The 22305-nt window shown below is 47.3% G+C and carries 20 protein-coding genes; 6 read left to right on the top strand and 14 right to left on the bottom strand.

Annotated elements, in window-relative coordinates; translation table 11 throughout:
* Positions 1 to 54 precede the first annotated feature (54 nt).
* Positions 55 to 1215 carry an epoxide hydrolase family protein gene (locus KI379_RS15015; protein WP_212984056.1) on the top strand — a complete coding sequence of 387 codons (1161 nt, stop codon included), beginning with the start codon at positions 55 to 57 and terminating at the stop codon, positions 1213 to 1215.
* Positions 1216 to 1327: 112 nt separating this feature from the next.
* Here the strand turns inward: KI379_RS15015 and KI379_RS15020 are convergent, their stop codons facing one another.
* Positions 1328 to 2359, bottom strand: a complete 1032-nt coding sequence (locus tag KI379_RS15020; protein WP_212984057.1) for an aldo/keto reductase — start codon at positions 2357 to 2359, stop codon at positions 1328 to 1330.
* A gap of 181 nt (positions 2360 to 2540) precedes the next feature.
* Here KI379_RS15020 and KI379_RS15025 point away from each other — a divergent pair, with 181 nt between their 5' ends.
* A complete protein-coding gene (locus KI379_RS15025) occupies positions 2541 to 3134 on the top strand; it encodes a TetR/AcrR family transcriptional regulator (RefSeq protein WP_212984058.1) in 594 nt (197 codons plus the stop codon).
* A 116-nt stretch (positions 3135 to 3250) separates the two neighbouring features.
* Here KI379_RS15025 and KI379_RS15030 read toward each other — a convergent pair whose 3' ends face one another.
* The 4 genes from KI379_RS15030 to KI379_RS15045 all read right to left on the bottom strand — a co-directional run bounded on the left by KI379_RS15030 (position 3251) and on the right by KI379_RS15045 (position 6671).
* The gene (locus KI379_RS15030) at positions 3251 to 4222 is read right to left on the bottom strand and encodes an alpha/beta hydrolase fold domain-containing protein (protein WP_212984059.1); all 972 of its coding nucleotides are present in this window, start codon (positions 4220 to 4222) and stop codon (positions 3251 to 3253) included.
* 329 nt (positions 4223 to 4551) lie between these two features.
* Positions 4552 to 4833 (bottom strand): CD3324 family protein, encoded by a 282-nt coding sequence (locus tag KI379_RS15035; RefSeq protein ID WP_212984060.1) that lies wholly within the window; start codon positions 4831 to 4833, stop codon positions 4552 to 4554.
* 809 nt (positions 4834 to 5642) lie between these two features.
* Positions 5643 to 6104 carry a phage tail protein gene (locus tag KI379_RS15040; RefSeq protein WP_076164618.1) on the bottom strand — a complete coding sequence of 154 codons (462 nt, stop codon included), beginning with the start codon at positions 6102 to 6104 and terminating at the stop codon, positions 5643 to 5645.
* 87 nt (positions 6105 to 6191) lie between these two features.
* Positions 6192 to 6671: a GyrI-like domain-containing protein gene (locus tag KI379_RS15045; protein WP_076164616.1), complete on the bottom strand. Its 480-nt coding sequence runs from the start codon at positions 6669 to 6671 to the stop codon at positions 6192 to 6194.
* A 112-nt stretch (positions 6672 to 6783) separates the two neighbouring features.
* On the opposite strand from KI379_RS15045, the gene KI379_RS15050 reads away from it, so the two are divergent.
* Positions 6784 to 7746, top strand: coding sequence for a helix-turn-helix transcriptional regulator (locus tag KI379_RS15050; protein WP_212984061.1), 963 nt, complete (start codon positions 6784 to 6786; stop codon positions 7744 to 7746).
* A gap of 41 nt (positions 7747 to 7787) precedes the next feature.
* Here the strand turns inward: KI379_RS15050 and KI379_RS15055 are convergent, their stop codons facing one another.
* Entirely contained in the window at positions 7788 to 8237 is a 450-nt protein-coding gene (locus KI379_RS15055; RefSeq protein ID WP_076164611.1) for a MarR family winged helix-turn-helix transcriptional regulator, read from the bottom strand.
* A gap of 108 nt (positions 8238 to 8345) precedes the next feature.
* On the opposite strand from KI379_RS15055, the gene KI379_RS15060 reads away from it, so the two are divergent.
* Positions 8346 to 9614, top strand: a complete 1269-nt coding sequence (locus tag KI379_RS15060) for an FAD-dependent oxidoreductase (protein WP_212984063.1) — start codon at positions 8346 to 8348, stop codon at positions 9612 to 9614.
* A gap of 14 nt (positions 9615 to 9628) precedes the next feature.
* Here KI379_RS15060 and ppsA read toward each other — a convergent pair whose 3' ends face one another.
* Positions 9629 to 12226 carry a phosphoenolpyruvate synthase gene (gene ppsA / locus KI379_RS15065; protein WP_212984064.1) on the bottom strand — a complete coding sequence of 866 codons (2598 nt, stop codon included), beginning with the start codon at positions 12224 to 12226 and terminating at the stop codon, positions 9629 to 9631.
* 286 nt (positions 12227 to 12512) lie between these two features.
* Positions 12513 to 12995: a DinB family protein gene (locus KI379_RS15070; RefSeq protein ID WP_244879302.1), complete on the bottom strand. Its 483-nt coding sequence runs from the start codon at positions 12993 to 12995 to the stop codon at positions 12513 to 12515.
* 234 nt (positions 12996 to 13229) lie between these two features.
* Between KI379_RS15070 and KI379_RS15075 the strand changes: the two genes are divergently transcribed.
* Positions 13230 to 13976, top strand: a complete 747-nt coding sequence (locus KI379_RS15075) for an EcsC family protein (protein WP_212984065.1) — start codon at positions 13230 to 13232, stop codon at positions 13974 to 13976.
* A gap of 31 nt (positions 13977 to 14007) precedes the next feature.
* Here the strand turns inward: KI379_RS15075 and KI379_RS15080 are convergent, their stop codons facing one another.
* From KI379_RS15080 to KI379_RS15105, 6 genes are all read right to left on the bottom strand, one after another.
* The gene (locus tag KI379_RS15080; RefSeq protein WP_212984066.1) at positions 14008 to 15528 is read right to left on the bottom strand and encodes an ABC transporter substrate-binding protein; all 1521 of its coding nucleotides are present in this window, start codon (positions 15526 to 15528) and stop codon (positions 14008 to 14010) included.
* 112 nt (positions 15529 to 15640) lie between these two features.
* Entirely contained in the window at positions 15641 to 16858 is a 1218-nt protein-coding gene (locus KI379_RS15085; protein ID WP_212984067.1) for an MFS transporter, read from the bottom strand.
* Positions 16858 to 17988: a Gfo/Idh/MocA family protein gene (locus KI379_RS15090; protein ID WP_212984068.1), complete on the bottom strand. Its 1131-nt coding sequence runs from the start codon at positions 17986 to 17988 to the stop codon at positions 16858 to 16860. Before KI379_RS15090 ends, KI379_RS15085 begins: the two co-directional genes overlap by 1 nt.
* Before the next feature lie 20 nt (positions 17989 to 18008).
* The gene (locus KI379_RS15095; protein ID WP_212984069.1) at positions 18009 to 18800 is read right to left on the bottom strand and encodes a sugar phosphate isomerase/epimerase family protein; all 792 of its coding nucleotides are present in this window, start codon (positions 18798 to 18800) and stop codon (positions 18009 to 18011) included.
* A gap of 94 nt (positions 18801 to 18894) precedes the next feature.
* A complete protein-coding gene (locus KI379_RS15100) occupies positions 18895 to 19776 on the bottom strand; it encodes a carbohydrate ABC transporter permease (protein WP_089547672.1) in 882 nt (293 codons plus the stop codon).
* 16 nt (positions 19777 to 19792) lie between these two features.
* A complete protein-coding gene (locus KI379_RS15105; RefSeq protein ID WP_244879303.1) occupies positions 19793 to 20725 on the bottom strand; it encodes an ABC transporter permease in 933 nt (310 codons plus the stop codon).
* A 393-nt stretch (positions 20726 to 21118) separates the two neighbouring features.
* On the opposite strand from KI379_RS15105, the gene KI379_RS15110 reads away from it, so the two are divergent.
* Positions 21119 to 22246: an ROK family transcriptional regulator gene (locus KI379_RS15110; protein WP_212984070.1), complete on the top strand. Its 1128-nt coding sequence runs from the start codon at positions 21119 to 21121 to the stop codon at positions 22244 to 22246.
* The last annotated feature ends 59 nt before the right edge of the window (positions 22247 to 22305 follow it).

Consider the following 22305-nt stretch of genomic DNA (forward strand, 5'->3'; position numbering starts at 1 on the left):
ATACCAGCACAAAGGATATAATGGCGATGCAACGACAAAAGGAGGGAAAGCACGATGACGATTGAGCGTTTTCACATTCATGTCGCAGACGAAATTTTGGACGATCTAAAATATAGATTGGATCATATTCGCTGGCCGGAACAAGTAGATAACGATGGATGGGAACGAGGCACGGAATTAAGTTACTTAAAGTCTCTCGTGTCGTACTGGAAGGACCATTATGATTGGCGAGCCAAGGAATCCGAGTTGAACCGCTTTTCCCAGTATTGCTGCCATATTGACGGGATCGATGTGCACTTTGTACATGAGCGTGGTAAAGGATCTAACCCTCTGCCCATCATTCTTACCCACGGTTGGCCCGACAGTTACCTTCGTTATGAAAAAATCATTCCTCTGCTTACGGATCCAGCCAGCTACGGCGGAAACCCTGAAGACTCATTTGATGTGATTGTCCCGTCATTACCTGGTTTTGGGTTCTCAAGCCGCCCTGCACATTCAGGTGTCAACAATTTTCGTGTCTCGGAAATGTGGGCTAAGCTGATGACGCAGCACTTAGGTTACAGTAAATTTGCTGCCGCAGGCGGGGATATCGGCTCCGGTGTTACAAGGTACCTGGCAGCCAACCATCCGGAACTGTTATTCGGAATCCACTTGACCGATATCGGCATTATTAGAGATCTGATGACGGCAACAGATCAGGCAAAGCTGTCGGAAGAAGAACTGCGATATAAGAAAAACGCATCGGCATGGATTGCTGAAGAAGGTGGCTATATGTCCCTTCAATCGACCCGCCCCCAAACACTGGCGTATGGACTATCCGATTCACCGGTCGGCTTGGCAGGCTGGATCATTGAAAAATTCCGGGCATGGAGCGATTGTAACGGTAATCTTGAGCAAAAATTCAGTAAGGATGAATTGATCACGCATATGATGATTTATTGGGTGACAAACACGGCCATGTCGGCAGCGAACATCTACTATGAGAATTCTCATTCCTTGCCGCCATTGGGCTACATTGAGGTGCCGACAGGCATCGCGTTGTTCCCAGCAGACATATTGCTGCCGCCCAGAGAATGGGCTGTACGCAACCTAAATGTAACCCGCTGGACTACGCTGCCCCGTGGCGGACATTTTACCGCATTGGAAGAACCCGAGCTCTTGGCACAAGACATTCGTGCCTTCTACAAGCCGTTAAGAGGGAAAATAAATCATTGATATTCATGATGATCCAAAACGCGCACTCCCCAATACTACGATAAACAACGGCAGCCGATCGTGTGATCGGCTGCCGTTGTTTGATTTCGCAAGGTTCCTCTCCAATGATTTTTCAACTAACGTGTCGTCTGCGCCGTTCGGCACTCATCCACTCAGGACTCCACGTTTGCTCTTTGTCATCGATCCGTTTGCCTGGTGGAACAATCGCATCGATCGCATCCAACACATCCGTGCCAAGCCTCAATTCTGCACCGGCAATATAGGCTTTTAATTGTTCTGAAGTGCGCGGTCCCCAGAGAGTTGACGTGACGGATGGATGATTTTGGGTAAAAGCTACTGCCATATCCGCTAGTAGAATCCCCGCTCCATTCGCAAGTTGTTGCAGCTTTTCAATGATCTTAAACTTATATTCATTTTCAGCTAGCTCAGGATTTAACGCATCTGCATACCCTTTTAATGTCGCAGCTCGAGAATCGCTTAGCGCGGCCTGACCTGCTTTGTACTTTCCTGTCAGTAAGCCACCAGATAAGGGACTGTACACGAATAGAGAAAGATCATATTGTTTAGCGACTTCAGCAAGTTCAAATTCCATTTGCCGATTGATCATAGAATAGGGTGTTTGTTCACTTACAAATCGCTGAATATGATATCGATCGCTAATGGCTTGTGCCTGAACCATTTGCCAACCCAGGTGATTTGAAGTACCGATATGATGAATTTTCCCTTCTTTCACCAAATCGTTTAACGTTAATAGAATCTCCTCATAAGCAACAAATTCAAAAGGAAGATGGAGTTGATAAAGGTCTATATAGTCGGTCTGCAAACGTAACAGACTTTGTTCAACAGCAGCTCGTATTGAGCGGCGAGATGCACTACTATGATTTAATTCATGAGTAGCCTCCGCACCAAATTTAGAAGCTAATATGACATTTTGCCGCCTGGCTTTAATCGCTTTTCCGATAATGCGTTCCGATTCCCCATTTCCGTATCTGTTAGATGTATCAATCAGATTGATGCCAAAGTCCAATGCTTCATCAATCATTTTTATGCTATCTTCTTCACTTGTCCTTGATCCAAAACTTGATCCGCCTAATGCAAACGCGCTGACTTTTGTCCCCGTTTTTCCAAGATATCTATATTCCATGGTTTTCCTCCTTAAAATTGATACAGCCCAAATGTAATGAACACGTGTTGATTAAGGCTATAGAAGCAATTATAATCAGGCATAACGGGGAGTTCAATGAACATAAAAGGCCAAGTGTTGATTAATAGATACAACGTCAAAATTGTTGATAAACACCAACATTCATCATGGGGGTAAACAAATGAGCCAAAATAGGACGGATTTGAGAGTCGTCCGCAGTCGCACGTTAATGGAGAAGGCATTGTTGTCCATTTTGGAAAATAAAGGGATTAAAGGGCTTACGGTTAAAAACCTATGTGAAACAGCAGGAATTAATCGTGGCACTTTTTATTTGCATTATAATGATATTTTTCATCTCATTGAGGAAACTGTATTTATTCAAGAATTATTGAGCGTATTCGAACCTCTCAATCTTCAAGAGCTGATGCGCTATCCTGATCATGAGGGAGCTTATCCTCCGATTACCAAGGCCTTCCAATACATGCATAAGCATGCCAGCTTTTTTAAAGCGCTATTCCATTCGGATGCTCCAGCAGAGTTAAAAGAACGGCTCCAGTATTTAGTGGGGACACGTTTGTATGAAAATCTGAAACGAAATCAAGACGATCATTCTGAAAACCTATTTACTGATTATGCAATTGCTTATTTGGGAAATGCACAGTTTGGAATGATTCAACATTGGTTTACGGCGGATCGTTCCATTCCTCCCGAAGATATAGCGAGAATGTTGACTAGGTATATACGCAATACACCATGTCTTGATAACGAAGGTTGAAGTTTGTATGGTATCTGCAGTTAGATTTGAGCATCCGATGTTAAGCAACAAAAAAAGCAGCAGTTCGAAGTTTTGAACTGCTGCTTTTATTTAAGCTCATACGCAGGAAAATAAAATCAAACCAGCTCCAGTGCTTTCAGCAAGGCGTATTCACTAGATTTGGCGCCTTCTTGCGAATAATGCGCATTCGGAAATGCTGGAGCCAAATGATGATATCCAGGATATACATGCAGCTCCACCAAGACACCGTCAAAGGCCAGCTGTTTGGCAAATAATATCGCTTCATCTATGAACAAATCAATGCTGCCAATGCTGATATACGTGGGCGGTAAACCAGCCAACGATTTCGCACGTGCAGGCACGTAATACTCGCTGGTCCCCTCTTGACCGGGTTCGTGCCCTAGTACCGATTTCCATCCAAAATAATTGCTGCGACTTGTCCACACAAACTCGCCGGCATAGGGATGATCCGACGAAATACTTGTACGGTCATCGAGCATCGGGCTGCGCAGCCTTAGATGATGAATATCGAATTCTTTTTGATCGCGAATGTATAGGGCTAGCCCTGCCGCAAGCCCGGCACCTGCGCTGCTCCCACCAACCGCGACTTTCTGAATATCGATCCCTAATTCTTCGGCATGTTCAATGCACCATTTCAGTCCTGAATAACAGTCATGCAACTGACTTGGCTGAATATGTTCCGGCGCGAGTCGGTAATCCACAGATACGCAGCAAAAACCATGCTGCGCCGCCAAGGCTGCATTCGCTGAGCGATCGCCGACCGTACTGCCCATAACCATTCCGCCACCGTGAATCGAATAATATAACGGCATTTTATCGTACTTGAGCTCACGAGGTTTAATGATTTCTATGCGTATATCGGGTCCGCCAAAATAACTTGGCACCGCTCTTTCTTCCCATGTGACAGGAAACAGCTGCGTTACATCCATCTGCGGAATCATTTTTGCTTGATTTTCCCGTGATTCCATAAGGGTTGCACCAGTCAGATCGCTTGTCGGAAATAAATCAAGTACACTTATAATCTCCGGATCGACCAGATGCCTGCTTCTGTTTTTTTGTTCGTTCATCGTTACGTTTCCCCGCTTTCTTATAGAATCCTTCGAAGGATGATGTGGTCCAGCATTCCCCGTTGGGATCGATTCCATAAGTTGTTATATCGATCTTCCGCGCCAGCGGATTGTTCCTCCGCCTATTTAAATTCTAAAAGAGCGCATTAAGCGATTCCTATGTAAACAATGACTTAGAATCGTTTTTGGCATAAGAAAAACGTCTATCGACGTACCTTCAAAGAAGACAGACCGCGTCTAAAGGAAGTTTTTCTTGCGAGATCAGGAAACAGAAGCTCCGAAACTTATACTTTCTGATCTCTTAAAAAAACTGATGAAGACTATCTTCATCAGTTCCGTTCGCTGTTGTTTCCCGAATATACAATTTTCTTAATCGTTTCAATGGAGAGAAAATAGTCCTCAGCTAGCTGCTCGATACTGCTATTATTCTTATATGCCTGTCTTATCTCAGCATTTCGCTGATCCAGCCATTGCCTTCCGCCGCTCAAGCTCCCCCAATGCTGATATTCCTTCTGCTGCTTCGGAATGTAGATCGTCTCTCCCTGGACATACTTTTGAATTTCTATAATTAGCTTGTCAGGTAGTATTTTTTTAGCATTCGTATATTTCAATTCGCTTCACTCCTTATTTTGAAAATAAGGTGCAAAGCCAAAATATTAGAAAAGCTTATTCAGCGTTAGCTAAAATTCCGCCCCATGCAAAGTAACGCTTCTCCAATACTGGCTTTGCATGAGTGAAAGAAGTCACAGACAATCTTGATCGATTCTCCATCAGTAAAGCACCCCCTTAACGTTCACAGTATACCATATTTCAGATGGGCGGTTCCCGTCATTATGGTTTCTAGTCAACCGTTCTTTTCCAATAACGCTTAATCAGCGACGGTCTGGTCCTTTGAAGAAAAAAGGATATTTTCCTAAAACCAAGAACTTCTTAACATGTTAGATAGAATGAACTAAAGAATTTAATTTATTAAATGAACTTTACTTATGGATTGGAGGAACTTTTCGTGAAAAGGAGAAAAATCAAATGGGGATGATTGTACTCAGTATATTCATGATTGTATTAGGCCTGTACGATTATAAAAATCCGAATTCCAAATTTCTTAAATTTTTGCGACGTGCTCCCGAGAATGATACCGAAGACCAACAAGTACGCTCAAATGGTTCTACTGAAATGTTTGGCGGGATCATATTTATTTTGATTGGAGTAGTCGTACTTCTGTTACGAAAATACGGGCACTTCTAGCGATCATCCAGGAACGTAACAACAACTTACACCGAACTCATTCAAAGGAGTCCATCCATGTATACTCAACCCACTGCACTACGCTTTTTTTAAATCCAGTATCTGTTTCATCCAATGGTATATGTAAAATAAAATGCAAAAAAAGCCGCAAGGATGCGGCTTTTTCATAAGTAGTTTAATACTCTTTCTTGATGACAAAAAACGAGCCCCGGATCGTTCCAGCTAATTTAGACTTCTGCCGGGCAAACTTAAACTTTTCCAGCTCCTTCGGTTCCTCCATTCCGTCCGAAAGCTTAAAACCAACGGCCCGCTTCTTCGGGTCATCCACCGTATACATCACATTGAGCCCCAGACCATCTTCATAAAAGACATAGGTGAATTGAATATTTTCGACTTGGAATTGCGACGTTTCCAAAGGCTTGGCTGCAAACTCGATCTCTCGTTCTTCTTTCAAAATCCGGTTCACATAATCCAAAGTCTCCTGGCTTTCGCTGGCGGGTACGACCGTAAATTTGTGCTTATACTTGTTCATGAAGTAACGGGCCTCATTCGCCCGAAGCCCAGCAAGCGCTTCTGCTACTGGTGAAGACTCAACACCAACGGTGGACACATCTTTAAAATCAACGATATACGACATTTCTATCCCTCCTAAAAGTTTGGTAAGGCGTTATACCTTAGAATCTCACTTCGGGCAAAATCCGCCCCGTTTACTTCACGAATATACTTACTTCTTCACAACAGGAATCCACATTTCGCCAAATACGACGCCGTCACGCTGCCCCATCTCAACGGTTGCATTCGGTCCTCCAACATAAGCATAATCTTTCGCTTCCGGCAGCACTTGACCAAACGCAAAGCCAGCAAGCTGATTGCTCAGATCATTGGATGTCGGCGCTTCCCCTTTAACAACGAGGTATTCACCCTGAGGGAATTGGATCATTCTCGTCGCCTCCGGCAGCGAAGCATCCGTCATGACGCCGGCATAGTACATCATCTTGTTGTTCACCGCTTCGTTCACGGCAAAAATGAAATCATTAGCGGCGATGGATTTTAACGTATCCAGCCTTCCGTCTTCTTCGACAGCCGACCAGAATTCTGCTTTTTCTTTGTTGATGCCGGCGTAGTCTGTGTAATCGCTCTTCAGTTCCGTTCCAATCCCTAAAACGATAAAGCTGTCCTTTTCTTCCAACGTAAATTGTGCCATATTTGATTACCTTCCTTTTTTAAAATTTTGTTCAAATGATTTGTGTTTTCACTTGATAGGTTTATAATAACCTTGAATCATGTCAAAAAGTGATACTGTTTAGGAGACTCCTATGAAAAAAGTTGAACGGATTAATACCATCATGCGGTATATCAACAATCGTGCCCACTTTACGATTTCCGAAATTATGCGGGAATTTAACATCTCCCGATCGACGGCGATCCGGGATATTCGGGAAATCGAAGCGATGGGGATGCCGCTTGTTGCAGAAGTCGGCAGGGATGGCGGGTATTTCGTCATGAACAACTCGATCCTGCCCACGGTCCGCTTTACCGATAACGAAATTAAAGCCTTGTTCATTGGCTTTATGGCCACAAGAAATCAGCAGCTCCCTTATCTGAAAAGCCGCCAATCGCTGGCCGAGAAATTGCTTGGCCTGATTTCAAAAAACCAGCAGGATGACCTTGTCCTGTTGAATCAAATTTTGCTGTTTGAAGGAACCAACCCCAATAATCCCGACCTGCTCGACCTGTCGGACCTTCCCCATCCGATGCTGGAAAAGCTCATCCAAGTCCTTCTCAAGGACGAATATTTATGGATCACCATCCAAGAAGTGATGGAAATCAAGTCCTATCCCATTTATCTCCTGCACCTCTATCGTGAGAAAAGCGTGTGGCTGATCGAGGGATTTGATTTGAAGGAAGAAAAGAGAAGGATTATTCCTGTTGATGACCTTACCAATGTAGAGCCGTACCCTTTGAAAAAAAGAATAAGTAAGAAAAAGATCCAAGAACAACTGCGTAAGCAGGATGAAATCATCAACCTGGTCATTGAACTGGGTCCAAAAGCGATTGCGCAGTTCAGAAAATACCATCCCATAAAAGTATCCCTTTCCTATACGAATCCTTACCAAACGACAGCCATTTTAAGGACATATATTCATGTCAATAAAGCCGAAGAAATAACCGAACTAACCAATTGGCTGCTTTTTCTGGGTGGAGATATCAAGGTCAGGGAGATGCCGAAAGAAGTCTTGGAGGTGATCCAGGAAAGAATGGGCTTGTACCTTCCATAAACTGAGCCGGTAAAGCCCCCTCTTTTCAGTCTGGCATCGAATTAGTGTTTTTCAGTAAATTTCATTAACACACGATTGCACTGTCTAATAAAATCAATGATGAACTCAAGTTCCTTATCATCATAATTAGATAGCAGTTGATTCATTTCCGCTGCAAATGAACTGAAAAGCGGGACAATGTTTTTTTCTGCATTTTCTTGGTTCATGTAAATATTGACCCTTCTCTTATCTTCCGGATCTTGTTCACGAAAAATATAGCCTACCTTTTCCAGCCTGTCCAAAACGCCCGTGACCGCTCCCGTTGTCAATCCAGTCAATGCAGCAAGCTGACCGGCTGTTAGCGGTTGGTTCTTCATAATGACATCCAAGCATTTGTGATCCGTGGAATTGATTCCTAACTTTGCAGCAATGGCTTGGTGAAACAGGATCGTGGCCGTACTGTTATTTCGTAATTCATCAGTAAGAATATTGATGTTTTTGCTTGTTGACATACAAATCATCCTCTTTTATATTTATCTTATCTCGTGAGATAAAATGTTTTACTGCTTTCATTGTATCAATAATATTGCCGATGAGCAAATGAAAAGAGGCTGATAAATATGTCCCAAATTTCAGTGGCCATTGCTGGAGCCGGGTTAAGCGGATTGTGTTTGGCCCATTCTTTACTTCGCGCCGGGTTCGATGTGCAAGTGTACGAAAGTGATCCGGAACCGTTTGCACGCCGCCAAGGATATCGGGTCACGTTAGACGAGTATGGGATGGCAGGACTTCAAAAGTGCCTTCCGCCACGTTTATTCGAGTTGTTTTTGGCGACCACATCGCCCACTGACGAAGATTCTTACTTTCGAGTTACAAATCAGGACCTTGGAGAGGTCTTCAAACTCACATTCAAAGGGGATCGGAGTGGTACCGATTTACGAACGCCGCGTCAAACCGATCGCCAAACCCTGCGTACGATTATGCTCGAAGGGCTGCAGGATCGGATTCATTATGGAAAAAAGGCGGTTCGGGCCGATACAGCAGCGGATGGCGCCACCCTTCACTTTTCTGACGGAAGTTATACACATGCTTCACTCGTCATCGGTGCCGATGGTGTAAACTCGGCATTACGCAAGCAGCTGTTGCCCGACTGTGACCCGGAGGATGCGAACAGCTGGGGAATTTATGGTCGCACGCCTCTTCTGCATAATGGGCAGTCCATCGTTCCTGCTCCACTGAAAACGAGCGGCGTATACGCCATTGGAAAAGCGGGTAAAGGCTTTTTCTTTACGACGATGAACTTTCGCGAAGCTCCGCAAGCGGCTTTTTCTCGATTTCGAGCAGAGCAATTACCTCCCATTTCTGACGATTATGTCATGTGGGCTCTTCTCTTGCCCAAAGAATTGTTTCCGGTATCTCAAGAGAAACTTGATTCCGAAATACTGCATCGCTTTGCACTAGAGACTGCCCTGGACTTTCATCCCGTGCTGCGGCGGTTCGTGAATCAAGCCGATGCCGATTACACCATGCTGGTAAAATTAAAAGCAGCCAGGAAGCCGTCTTCCTGGCCGGTGTCGCGAATCACTTTAATGGGCGATGCAGTACATGTTATGCCACCCACTGGATCTCATGGAGGCAACACAGCTCTACGAGATGCAGCTCTTCTCGCAGAAAAACTTAAAGCAGCAGTATCCCAAGGCGAACCTTTAGAGGAAGCCATTGCATCTTATCATGCGGAGATGAGCCAGTATGCATTTCGTGAGGTGGAAGCTGCCAAGGCGATGCTGAAGCGCTTCTCCATTCATAACCCATTCATGAGCTGGGTCATGTTACGTGCAATGCCTTGGATTCGTTCCTTAAAAAACAAGCCGTTAACAACAACAGAATAACTTGACGACGCAAGCTATTCCAATATTTCAATGTACCCTTCTGTTCCATTCACACGAATTCGCTGCCCGTCTTTGATGAGCTTGGTCGCATGATCCACTCCGACTACGGCCGGCAGGCCATATTCACGCGCGATCACGGCTCCATGGGTCATCAGGCCGCCTACTTCCGTAATTAAACCTTTGATGGATACAAACAATGGGGTCCAGCTTGGATCCGTAAATGCGGTAACCAAGATATCTCCTTCTTCCAAAGCTGCATCTTCCATGCTTAAAAGGACACGGGCACGTCCCTCGATCACACCGGAAGAAACAGGCAGACCTAAAATCGCATCGGCCGGGAGATCTCCCCGTTTGTACGAACCTCTAAACATTTCGCCATCAGACGTGATGACGCGCGGTGGGGTCAGTTTTTCATATACTTTATACTCGTCTTTGCGTTTGCTGATGATCCGATCATCCAGCATATTGGTGCGAACGGCTTCGTGAAGCTCTTCAAAAGTTAGGTAGTATATATCTTCGATATCATGAAGTACCCCGGCTTGCACGAGTCGTTCGGCTTCTTTCAGTAAAGCCTGCTTATAAACAAAGTAGCGGCTCACCCAGCCATATTTAGGGTATTCCCGATACCCGATGAAATTTCGGACGAGATCGATCATCCGTTTCGTTTCGTCGGCTTTTTGATCGCCATCCGGCAGCTGTCTCAGCCGATTTAACAATTCTTGTTCTTTGGCCAAAGCTTCCTGGCGACCCTGCTCGAATTTCCGGCGGCTCTCATGAGGCTCAAAGTTTTTGATGTTGCTCAGGATCATCGGGACCAGCGTAAGCGGTTTTTCGCTCCAACGGGTACGGCTGATATCGATTTCTCCAGTACACCGCATGCCGTATTTGCTCAGATAATCATAGATCGCTTCCCGGGCTTCCCTTCCTCCATCAAACTTCACCAATTCGTCCAGAAAGTGATCTTCTGTTGTATGCTGCAAATAATCAATGACTTCCGGATAAGGGCGAATCACATCCGCGACATCCAGCAGCGCCAAGCCCATTTCCGAAGTAATATTGTTTGGCACGGATTGAGAAAGCGTATCGGCTGCGTTTTTTTCGCCTAACCATTTGTTCATATGTTCATTGATCCAGAATGTAGCATTAATAGCTGACATAAACACTGCCGTACTTTGCGGATCAAATAAAATCCTCCTTAATTCCTGGATGTCTTCGAGGATGAAATCGAACAATTCTGCCCCGGATTTCATTTGGATCTTTTGTTTTAAAGCTGCAATCGAGGCTTGATTCCGCTGGATCAAGTCAGACACGATAGCCGGATCGTTCTCGAAGGCTGCCGGCTTATCTGTATTACTTTTAGCGGGAATGGGTGCGGTTTGATCATTCGGTACCAATTTGATAAAGTCTCGCTCGATTACTTTCTCGATTGCGCCTATGAAAAGCGGATCGGATTCCAAGTTTTTTAATAAAGCTTCCCGGCCGGCATTGGTAGTCAGCCTAGGCGCAATATCAATGAACAGCCTTCCGCCCGCTGTACGCATAGGTGCAGGAGTAATTAACAGATAAAAAGACAGTCCCAACGGTTTGATCGGATCTGTCATCATTTGTTGATGGCCAACAGACAGATAGACGTGATTATCCTGATCATTTGCTTCAGGGATCGGGTAAAGCGTTGTAATCGGCCGGCTCTGAACAATATAAAATGCATCATCAGCCAAACACCATTCGATGTCCTGCGGCTGGCCGAAATAAGCTTCAACCTGTCTTCCGATCCGTTCCAGCTGCACAATGTGTTCGTCAGTAAGGGTTTGAGCCTTTTGCTGTGCCGGACCGATTTGGCGTGTTTCGGTTCCGCCTTCTTTTCGTCCATAGATCGCCAATGTTTTGGCTGCTATCCTCTTATCGACGATTTCCCCTCCTTGTACTTTATAATTATCAGCGGATACCAAGCCGGAGACCAGTGCTTCCCCAAGTCCAAAACTGGCATCGATGGACAGCTGCTTCCGGTTTCCGCTCATTGGATCAGCGGTGAACAATATTCCCGAAGCCTGCGGGAATACCATCTTTTGAATGATCACGGATAAGTAAATGTGACGGTGATCAAATCCATTTTGTATACGGTAGATGACTGCGCGATCCGTAAATAAGGAGGCCCAGCATTTGCTGATATGCTCCAGAATGGCATCAACACCGATGATATTTAAATAAGTATCCTGCTGCCCTGCAAAAGAAGCGTGCGGCAAATCTTCGGCGGTTGCACTAGAACGCACAGCGTAAGCATGTTCCTCGCCGAACCGGGAGAGATAGTGAGTTACTGACTCCACAACATCGGAAGGAATTTCTGCTTCAGTAATGGTCTGCCGGATCTTCCCGCTGATCTCCCCAATTTGGTCTCGATCATCTGCGTTTAGCATGGTTAGTTGTTGGAGTAATGCATGATACGTTTCGTTTTGTCCGATGGCTTTTTGATACCCCGCGGTTGTAATACAGAATCCTTCGGGGACCTGGATTCCGTCAATTTTAGATAATTCTCCTAAATTCAACCCTTTTCCGCCAACGAGATAAAGCTGCGATTTTTCGATTTCATGAAACCCAAGAACCATGGAACTCATTCGACCATCTCCCTAACCATTTGATTGAGAAAAAAACATTTGACAAGAGTTTAACTGGCATGTTACACTTAAAATGTAAGATAAGATATTTATGACTTTATAACATGAACAGTCGTGATCTGATTATATCATCACGTCTTTTTTTGCGCAATAAGAAAGAACCTGGGATTTTATCCAGGTTCTTTTTTTGGTTTACAGCATCCCACTCCGAGGGTCGATATCGTCATCCAAGCCGTTCCATCGGGTTCCATCGCCTTGCTCTCCATAGGACGTCTCTAAACTTTTGTTATTGATCGTCCGCGCTGGGTCCGTACATCCCAGGAACGGATATCCCGAGCAATCGCAGATAAACTGTCAACTGTCCCCGATGATGGTACACGTGATTGAACATCAGCGTACGGGCCATATCGATTCGGGGTGCTTCCAAGATGGTCTCTCCTTTGCTGACGAGCTTCCAGGAATTCCTTAGCCCATCTTCTCCCCATTCCCGAAGTTTGCTCCCGGCAAGAGACACGCTCCATTCCAGTGCCTCAAGCAATTCTTGCCGGGTGGTCGGCTCCGGCAGAGGAACAACCGGAGCCTCGCTGACCGCTTCGTCCAGCAATAGAGCCAGCCCCCCGGGTACTCCCGCAGCATGCAGGGCGAGCTGTCCCAGAGACATCGATCTCGGGTGCGGCCGCCAAGAAAGTTTGTCCTCAGGCAGCCTTTCAAGAAGCAAGCGTGTCGATTCGGCTTCCCTTTTTAATTCACGAATCCAATCTTCAATCATGTTTATGGTGATCTCCTCCTCTGGCTAACGCCATTCATACCTTCATCCTATAACGCCATGCGCGGGAAGATTTCTTCAGAATTGCGGAATCGTGAATGTCAGAGTCAGGTCATGACTAACCTCTTTGCGGTGCTGGACTTTAGTCGAGGTCAGAAACCTGCTGCAGTCTGGTTCAAATCACGGCGTTATTCGTTACAATAGAATAAAGCAAGCACATTGGAGGAGCGATGGATCATGAATTACGAACATAAAGTCCAGAGGGAAGTTGCCGAATGGGAACAAAAGATGTTCAAGCCGCCGGGATGGATGGAAAAAGCATCGAAATCCGTCGGCGGCCGGATCAACCATTTGATTCCCCCAAAGGTGCAAAACGTCATCACGACCACCATCCGGTCGATCGTGCGCACGGCACTGTTCGGCGCGGAATACACCCCTAGACGCCCGGTGCAAAGTACGATGGATCTGGAAGCTGCCGATCAAGAAGCCAAAGACCTGTTTGCCCTGTACCAAAAAATTGCGGTTGCTGAAGGTGCTGGAACGGGAGCCGGCGGCATCATCCTTGGCATGGTAGACTTTCCGGCTCTCATCGCAATCAAGATGAAATTTTTGTTCGAGCTGGCGCATGTTTACGGTTATGACACGAAACATTTCTCCGAGCGGGTGTTTATTCTCAAGGTGTTTCAAATGACATTTTCGGGGCCGGATAACCGTGCCAGGCTGCTCGATTCCATCAAATATTGGCATATAGAAAAGGAACAATGGCTGTCTGATACCGAATATTCCAGGACGATGGACTGGGAGACTTTTCAGATCGAGTATCGCGATGCGATCGATTTCCGGAAAATGCTGCAGATGCTGCCAGGGATCGGCGCGATCGCAGGGGCATGGGCGAATTACACCATTCTTGAGGAGCTTCGCGAATCCGCCATGAACGCTTACCGCCTGCGCAGATTGCACGATGATTTCGAGGTTAGATCGTAATGAATATTTTTTCTTCGTACTGAGAGGTCCTTCACTTATTGTTTGCAGCCCACACATCCAGCTGCCTTTGTTTTTCGGCGATCACTTTATCGATTCCGGCCGATTTTAATGCTGCGTTAAATTTCGGCAGGTAAACATCCGGATCCAGAGTTCCTGTCTCCAGCGCTTTTGAATATTGCTGAACGACATTCTGGATCGCGGCCAATTCGGTTTTGACCGGCTCCGAGTTATAGGTGAATCCGAGCGCTGCAGACTTCTCCGCACTTTGGTTAAACGCCTCCATTTGCTTCCATATATCCGGACTGTCCGTCGACCACGGATAAGACAGCAGCTGATTCCCGAACATCCAACCTTGTCTCATGTTGTAGCCGCTGTTCGTCGCATCCACACCACTAGGAAAGTCAATCGTCCCGTCTTCCTTCACTTGATAGTGCTTTCCTTCAATTCCCCAATCCAGCAAATTGATGATTTGTTTGTCCGAGTAGAGCAAATTCAGAAACATCATCGCGCGCTCGGGATTTTTGGACTTGGCCGCAATGGCAAGCATTGCGTTCATAATCGTCAGCGTATTCATTTTAGGCGGCGCGAGTGCGACTTCCGTCAGCTCCTTGCCGGCCCATGCTCCCGTCTGCGTCGTGATCCCCGGCTTGCCTTTATTCGGTGTCGCGAACCCGATGTTTGCCTTGATATAATCCCGGCCGGTTTGCGAGGTCGTTGCAATGTCCTTGGGGATGTATCCTGCCAGGAACCATTGACGTATCACCCCGATGAACTTCGCATATTCCTCGCTCTCATACAAATTAACGACCTTCAGCTGATTCGGATCGGTAAGTACACCGATCATGTCGCCAAGCGGATCAATCGTCGTCTGCAGCAGTGGATAGGCAATGGAACCTCCCCCTGACGCTTTACCCAGCATGTTGGCTTCCGGATGCTTCTTTTTAACGCTTTCAAAAATCGGCTCTAAATCCTCGATTGTTTTCACCTGGCTGACGTCCATATTGCTTTCTTTCAACCAATCCGTTCGCATCAGAATAGTCGGATAAGCGGCAAAGTCCCGGATCGTTGGAATGCCGTATATTTTGCCGTCAATTTTTGCCGCAGCCAATACGTCCGGATCGAAGGCGGCTAGGATATCCTGGCCATGGGACTGAAGCAGGTCATCGATGGGCAGCAGTTTTTTTTGCGCGACTTCCGAAATATATTGGTCTTCCCCTGTGAACACCAGGTCGAGTTTCTCATTGCCGGAGAACATCAGCACTTTTTGCTGTGTCCACGCAGCCGCTTCAATGCGTTTCAGTTTGACGGTTGCATTGATTTTTTCTTTCGTAATCTTGCTGATTTCCTGCTCCACAAGACCAAGATCACGCTGATCCGGTCCCCAGAAAGCGATTGTAATTTCATAAGGGGCAAGCTTACCGTCACCAGATGCTTTTTGCGTTGATGACGACGGCTTCTTCTCACCGTTCGAAGAGGAGCTTGAACATCCGCTCAAAACGACGGTAACAGCCAGCACAAAGAACAACAAGGAATGAACCGACTTTTTCCACATAGGCTTTTGACCTCCCAGGATCTTCAATATGGAATCTCCACGCTTGGAGCTGATGTGCAGCAGAAAGGGTGACGAATGCCGCGTCACAGCGGCATTCGTCCGATCCCGATCTTCATGATGCCGCCAACTCGGACTGCTTGCGGTATTTCATCCACATGAACGTAAAACCTGCCACCCCTGCTACAGATATGATTGCGCAAATCGAATACATCGTTTGGGGACCCAAATAATCGAACATCCAACCGCCGAACAGACCCGCGATGATGCCGGAAATTCCACCCCACGTCAGGGCATAAATGGCCTGCCCGGTCGCTCTGTACTCGGCTGGTATTAATAATGCGGTCAGACTGGTTCCGATATAATAGTAGCCACCGAACGTAATACAATGCAGCACTTGGATAAAGATGACCTGGAGCGGTCCGCCGGCAGCCGACATCAATAACCAGCGGATCACGAACAGGATACTTACGATGACCAGCCCTCCCAGCATCATCCTTGCCGACTTTTTCAGGAATCGGTCAAACAGCAGAAACACCGGAATTTCAAAGATCGCTGACAAGAACACCGACCAGCCAATCAATTCGTTAGAGCCTCCCAGGTTGGAAATGTACAGTGTGACGAACGTTTGGTTGATCGAGTTGGGAACCGAAATGAGGATGCCAAGGATAACGAATACAAAGAACAGCCTGCTCGACAGCATCACTTTCCAATAGCTTTGTCTCTCGGTCTTCGGCTTGGAAGTCACTCTGCCCTGAGGGAGTCCGATGGTAAATGCCAGTGAGATCAGCATCATGATCCCGTACAACATCCAAAGATTCACCAGCCCCATCCAGCTGAGAACCGGTCCGGCCAGCGCGGCGATGATCGCCCATCCCAGCGAACCCCAAAGGCGAAATGCGCCAAACTTGTGGTTCGTGTTCTCGATGGCATTCAGAATCAGGCTGTTGCTCTGCGAGAACGTGGGACTGTTGAAGAAAAAGAAGATCAGCATGAAGGCGAAAATGACGGCATATTCACGGAGCTGAAACACCACGATCGTCGCTAACAAATTCCCGGTCAGAAGAAAAATGAGAATACGTTTCACATTCTGCAGCCGGTCGCTCCAATAACCCCAGAATGGATTGGCGAAGATGGAAATGAAGGGCCCACCGGCCATAATCATGCCAATTTCCACTTTACTGAGTCCGATGTTTTGAAAATATAAGGGAAAGAATGAAGTCAAAATCGCAATCGTGCCATACAGGAAAAAGTTGAAACGTTTCAGTGCCGACAACGATCCGGAGGTATGGCCGGCCGCCGGTTGGACCTCCCTCTTCCTTAAAGGCAGCATTAGAGCTGGATCGCTTTCGACAGGGATTGTTCGATGATCTCGTCGCTGCTTACTTCCCGCCCAAGCCGGTCGGATAAATAAATGCCTTCGCTGATCAGCATCGTCTGCGAGGCGATGTGGGCCGTGGGAAGCAGCTCCACTCTTCCCTGCAGCGCGGCGACCCAGTGATGCTGCGAGGACTGGTATGCGTCATAATTCTGCTTCAAATGATTCCAGCGGCCGTCCATCTCATCCAGGTTGACGCTGCCGTTGATATCCATATCGCAAATCGTTGTATGAAAACTGAACGGGGCCATAATTTGCTGATCCGAATAGGCCGGCAGCTTGATGCCCCCTTTATCCCCCACCACAGAGCAGCCTTCGATGCTTCCAAGGTGAATGCTCCACGCTTCAATAATATCGAGCGTCGCGCCGCCTTCGAATTTTATGAACCCCAGCCCCAGCTCTTCCACGTCAAAGACCGCCTGCCCGGCACGTCCGGCATCCACATCCATCTCCCGGTAGCCTTTACCCGAAATCCGCTCCACCTTCGGTGTGCCAAGCAGGTACAGCATTTGCGCGATATGATAAACCCCCATGTCGATCAGCGCCCCGCCGGCGGCGATTTGTTTGTTTAGAAAAGCCGGGGTGCCGTATCCGTCAATATAAGGGCGTCCTCTCCGGCGATGGCCGGTAGCCCTGGCATGATACAGCTTGCCGAGCATGCCCCCGTCGATCAGCGCTTTTGCCGCCTTGGTCTCTTTTCGATACAAGGTGCCAAGCTGAATATGCAGTTTCTTGCCGTAATCTTCTGCCGCTTCAAGCATGGTCAGCCCGTCCCGGTAAGTCCCGGCGATCGGTTTCTCGCAGTATACGTCCTTGCCTGCCTCGAAAGCGGCAATCGTCACGGGGGCATGCAAATTGTTATGCAGGCAGACATCAACGGCTTCAATGTCATCGCGCTTCAGCATTTCTCTGAAATCGGTATAGACGTGGGGAATATGAAACTCATGCGCGACCTTGAGGGCTTCCTGTTCATTGATGTCGCAGATGGACACGATCTGAACATCCTCCATATTCGCGTAATTTCTCAGGTGAGCTTTGCCGATCAACCCTGCCCCAATCATGCCAATGCGAACGGTTTTTCCCATTTCGATCATCCCTTCTTTTTTTAATTTAAACGGCTCAACATCCGCTTCACGGAAGCGATTGCCCATTCCATCTCTGCGTATTGATTGTCCGGCGCGTTGTACTCGATGCCCCAGTATCCGTCATAGCCGGCATCCAGCAGTGTCTTCACCATGTGTTCGCCCTTTGGTGATCCTACCGTCTTGCCGTCAAAATGCGTATGATAGACCCACGGCGCGACCAACGTGTCGCCAATGTCTTCATCCGTATCCCACCGGCCCATATGGAGCAGTATGCCAAAGTTCGGGTGATTGACGGCTTCGGCCACTTTTTTTAAGTATTTTGGATCTTTGGAAGTTCCCATATGATTTTCAGGCCCGACGATGAGACCAAGGTCAGCCGCTCTCCGGCTCAACGCTTCGAACTTGTTCACAACATATTCGAACTGCTCTTCCGTCCCGGGCGCCGAGCTTTGATCTCCCGCATCGATGCGAATGGTTCGCGCTCCAAGCTTCTCAGCAATGGATAGGTAGGCGACAGCGTTTTCATAAAGCCTGCTGCGCTTGTCTGGATCTGCATCCCATAAATGCGCCCCGTCCACCGCGATGTTGATAATCGTCATTTCTTTTTCCCGTATCGCTTCGGCCAGACGTTGAATATAAGCTTCATCAGGCAGTGAAAAAATGTCGTCCTTAACCCCTTCAAAGGTCCCGTTCCACAAATCAACGGTATCGAGATGGTATCTGTACTTGGAAGATTCCAGGTACCCGAACGTATCCATCTTCCCTTCCCGGATCATATTGAAAAAAGAAAAACCGCCAATGCTGATTTTCATGGATTAGCCTCCCTGATTTGGTTTCTTTTTTTTGTAACCACGTCCTGCAACCTCTGGCAGCTCTTCATCACCTCCTTAACATGCTGCAGGGAAATCATCCTTTAACCGCCCCGACGGTCAGCCCTTTAACGAAAAATCTCTGAAAGAACGGATACGTTAACACAATCGGCAGCGCGCCGATGACGGCAATAGCCAGACGGACGCCTTGGGTCGGGATGGAACTGCCGTCCACCCTTGAAGAATAGTCTACATTATCCAGCAAATATTGTACGTTCAGCAAAATGGTATTCAGAAGCACCTGAATGCTGTACAGCCTGGAGTCTGAAATGTAAATGAGTCCGTTAAACCAGTCGTTCCAATAATTAATGACCTGAAATAGTCCGACCGTTGCCAGCACGGGAAGAGACAGCGGCAGCGCCATTTGCACGAATATCCGAAATTCCCCTGCTCCATCCATGTTCGCCGACTCGAGTACCGCTTCCGGAACCGATACGGTAAAAAACGTCCGCAGCAAAATAACATAGAAGGCACTGACCAGAAGACCCGGGACGATCAGCGCAAGCAAGGTATTGGTAATATGAAAAACATTCGAGTAGATTAAATAAGTCGGTACAAGTCCTCCGTTGAAGAGCATCGTGAAGAAGACGATAAATGAAAAGAAATTGCGCAGCGGTAAATCCTTCTTTGACAGCGGATAAGCGAGCAAAGTCATCAGGACCAGACTGGCAAGTGTACCTAAAATAGTCACAACGACGGAGATGCCGTAAGAATTCAAAATCTCCCCCGATTTTTGAAAAATGAATACATAACTATCCAGGCTCCATTCACTGGGAAAAAACGAGTAGCCTTCCCGGATGATCGCATCCTCATCGGTGAACGAGGCCGTAATAAGCAGCAGAAACGGCACCAGGCAAAACGCGACAATCAACCAGAAAATAAAATGGATAACGACTTGTTCAATCCGTGTTCTTCTCAAGGACTTCGCCTCCTTATTAGAACAATGAGTTATCGGGGTTTATCTTCTTCACAACAAAGTTGGAAATGAGGATCAGCGCGAAGCCAATCACGGATTGGTAGAAGCCTGCGGCGGAAGCCATTCCGATGTCCCCGCTCTTGAGCAGCGCCCGATATACGTATGTATCCAGCACATTGGTTGTTGGCAGCAGCGGCCCGGAGTCAAGCGTCACTTGGTAGAACAGACCGAAGTCCGCATAGAAAATCCGCCCGATCTGCATTAAAGTCATGATGGTGATGACGGGGGTAAGGGACGGCAGGGTGATGTGAAAAATTTGCTTGAACTTCCCTGCCCCATCCAAGGTGGCGGCCTCATAATACTCTTGGTCGATGCCGACGATGGCGGCAAAGTACATGATGCACAAATAGCCGACGCTGTGCCACAGCTTGACGATGGTGAGGATGACCGGCCAATATTTCGGTTCCGTATACCACATGACGGGATCCAGTCCGAGAAAAGGAAGGACCGATTTGTTCATGAAGCCTGTTTCCATGCTTAATAACGAAAATACCAGGTAACCGACAATGACCGTTGAGATAAGATAGGGCAGCAAAATGGCACTTTGGTAAAATCGCTTTAAAAACCGCTGTTTCACTTCGGCCAGCAATATGGCCAGCGCAACGGCGAAGACAAGATTGAGTATGATGAATACAACGTTGTAGAGGATGGTGTTCCGGGTGATGATGTAGGCTTCGGACGTCTTGAAGAGATACTCGAAGTTTCGAAAACCTATCCAATCCCCGCCGAAGACCCCTTTGGAGAAGTCGATTTCCTTAAAAGCGATGATGATGCCAAACATGGGAATATAGTTATTGATGAGCAAGTAGACAATACCGGGGAGAATCATCAAGTACAGGATTTTGTATTTTTTGGCCTTTTTGAGAACTGTGCGGTCCAACCGGGATGTCATAGTAATACCCCTCCTCGGAATAAATGACTGCTGCACGCCTAGCGGGATTCTCAAAGATTGAACTCGGCATCCTCCTCCACTTCGATTAATTTTTCCACCGGACGAATTAATTAACGAAAAAAATACGCCTCCTTGGGGCACGTTTGTGATCATTATAGGGACGCCTTTACAGCCCTGTCAATGTGTTTTTTTATTTTATTTACCATTCCTTCCACCGCCCCGCCTTGACTGGGACTCGTTGACAGCATAATGGACATTTTTCTATAATCGCATTGACACAAGAATAGGCTACACTCCCGTTCCTATGCCCTCTTTCAGCCTAGCCGCCAGGGTCAGCACTCCTGTCCTGACGGGGACTCGGCCAATCATAACTTCCGAAAGTAGGAGAATGCGATGACGAATAAAGTAGGAAATCAGCAGATGCTGCGGGAGATCAACGTATCGACACTGCTGCATATGATTTTTGAGCATGGACCGATATCCCGTGTCGAATTATCGCGAAAAACCAAGCTGAGCCCAACGACCGTTTCCGTGCTGATCGAGGAGCTCATCCGCGAACAGCTTGTGCACGAGACTGGTATGGCCGGTAAAGGCGTCGGTCGAAAAATGACCCTGCTGAATATTCGCGCTGACGGCGGATATGTCATTGGCGTGGATATTTCAAGCTCGCCGGCGCATTGCGTGCTGCTCGACTTAAACGGTCAGCTGGTAGCCAGCCAAAGCCTGGAATCGGTGCGCGGCCAGGACCAAATTCGAACTTCACTGGTGAAACAGCTGCAGCAATTCATCCATAAGCAGCGGATTCCCCATGAGCTCATCAGACGCATCGGCATTTCCCTGCCGGGGAGACTCGATGAGACGCAAAGCATCGTCATCTCTTCTAAATATTTGCAGCTGGAACAGTTCCCTATGCGTCAAGCGTTGGAGCAAGAACTCTCGATTCCAGTACTGCTGACTAATGATTTGGACGCTGCCGGCTTTGCCGAACGATTCAGCGGAGCCGCCAAAAATGAGCATACCATTATTTTTCTGCTGATCGGCCAAGGCACAGGAGCTGGACTTGTCCTGAACGGGGAGATTTATCACGGCTCCAGCGGAGCGGCAGGACGAACCACTCACCTCTCTCCGTATTGCACGCCTATCCTTGCGGAAAGACTTCGCGCGAACCATCCGGAGGAGTTCGGATCCATGTCGCCGGAAGCAACGGTTCATGCCTTTATGGACCTGGTTCTCGCCGGCGTCCAGCCCTTCAGTGACCAAGGAGAGCTCATTATCCGTGATATTGCCGATTATTGCGGAAAAATGCTGGAAATGCTCAACCCGCAAAAAATGATTCTGGGCGGCTGGATTACTGACAATGCGGCATTTTTCAACCGTCTCGTACATGCGATTCACGAAGCCGACCACTCCCCCTATGGGGACACCCCGATCGTCGTATTCCACTGGAAAGAGTACGGGTCTGCTTTGGGGGCGGCGATGCTTGGACTGCATGAAATTTTCAAGAAGAAAACGGTACAATAGCTTTATGCTGTCGGTCCTTTACAGCAATATATGTTCATGCCCAGCGCTGCCGGACATGA

It is taken from the genome of Paenibacillus cineris (genome assembly GCF_018333335.1).
In the GTDB taxonomy this organism is placed as follows: Bacteria; Bacillota; Bacilli; order Paenibacillales; family Paenibacillaceae; genus Paenibacillus_AQ; species Paenibacillus_AQ favisporus.

Coding starts and splice junctions, on each gene's coding strand:
- KI379_RS15090 (WP_212984068.1), bottom strand. CDS start 17,988: ATGGGAAAAACCGTTCGCATTGGCATGATTGGGGCAGGGTTGATCGGC.
- KI379_RS15080 (WP_212984066.1), bottom strand. CDS start 15,528: ATGTGGAAAAAGTCGGTTCATTCCTTGTTGTTCTTTGTGCTGGCTGTT.
- KI379_RS15110 (WP_212984070.1), top strand. CDS start 21,119: ATGACGAATAAAGTAGGAAATCAGCAGATGCTGCGGGAGATCAACGTA.
- KI379_RS15025 (WP_212984058.1), top strand. CDS start 2,541: ATGAGCCAAAATAGGACGGATTTGAGAGTCGTCCGCAGTCGCACGTTA.
- KI379_RS15040 (WP_076164618.1), bottom strand. CDS start 6,104: ATGTCGTATATCGTTGATTTTAAAGATGTGTCCACCGTTGGTGTTGAG.
- KI379_RS15045 (WP_076164616.1), bottom strand. CDS start 6,671: ATGGCACAATTTACGTTGGAAGAAAAGGACAGCTTTATCGTTTTAGGG.
- KI379_RS15105 (WP_244879303.1), bottom strand. CDS start 20,725: ATGACATCCCGGTTGGACCGCACAGTTCTCAAAAAGGCCAAAAAATAC.
- KI379_RS15070 (WP_244879302.1), bottom strand. CDS start 12,995: ATGATTGAAGATTGGATTCGTGAATTAAAAAGGGAAGCCGAATCGACA.
- KI379_RS15020 (WP_212984057.1), bottom strand. CDS start 2,359: ATGGAATATAGATATCTTGGAAAAACGGGGACAAAAGTCAGCGCGTTT.
- KI379_RS15030 (WP_212984059.1), bottom strand. CDS start 4,222: ATGAACGAACAAAAAAACAGAAGCAGGCATCTGGTCGATCCGGAGATT.
- KI379_RS15050 (WP_212984061.1), top strand. CDS start 6,784: ATGAAAAAAGTTGAACGGATTAATACCATCATGCGGTATATCAACAAT.
- ppsA (WP_212984064.1), bottom strand. CDS start 12,226: ATGAGTTCCATGGTTCTTGGGTTTCATGAAATCGAAAAATCGCAGCTT.
- KI379_RS15015 (WP_212984056.1), top strand. CDS start 55: ATGACGATTGAGCGTTTTCACATTCATGTCGCAGACGAAATTTTGGAC.
- KI379_RS15060 (WP_212984063.1), top strand. CDS start 8,346: ATGTCCCAAATTTCAGTGGCCATTGCTGGAGCCGGGTTAAGCGGATTG.
- KI379_RS15075 (WP_212984065.1), top strand. CDS start 13,230: ATGAATTACGAACATAAAGTCCAGAGGGAAGTTGCCGAATGGGAACAA.
- KI379_RS15085 (WP_212984067.1), bottom strand. CDS start 16,858: ATGCTGCCTTTAAGGAAGAGGGAGGTCCAACCGGCGGCCGGCCATACC.
- KI379_RS15095 (WP_212984069.1), bottom strand. CDS start 18,800: ATGAAAATCAGCATTGGCGGTTTTTCTTTTTTCAATATGATCCGGGAA.
- KI379_RS15055 (WP_076164611.1), bottom strand. CDS start 8,237: ATGTCAACAAGCAAAAACATCAATATTCTTACTGATGAATTACGAAAT.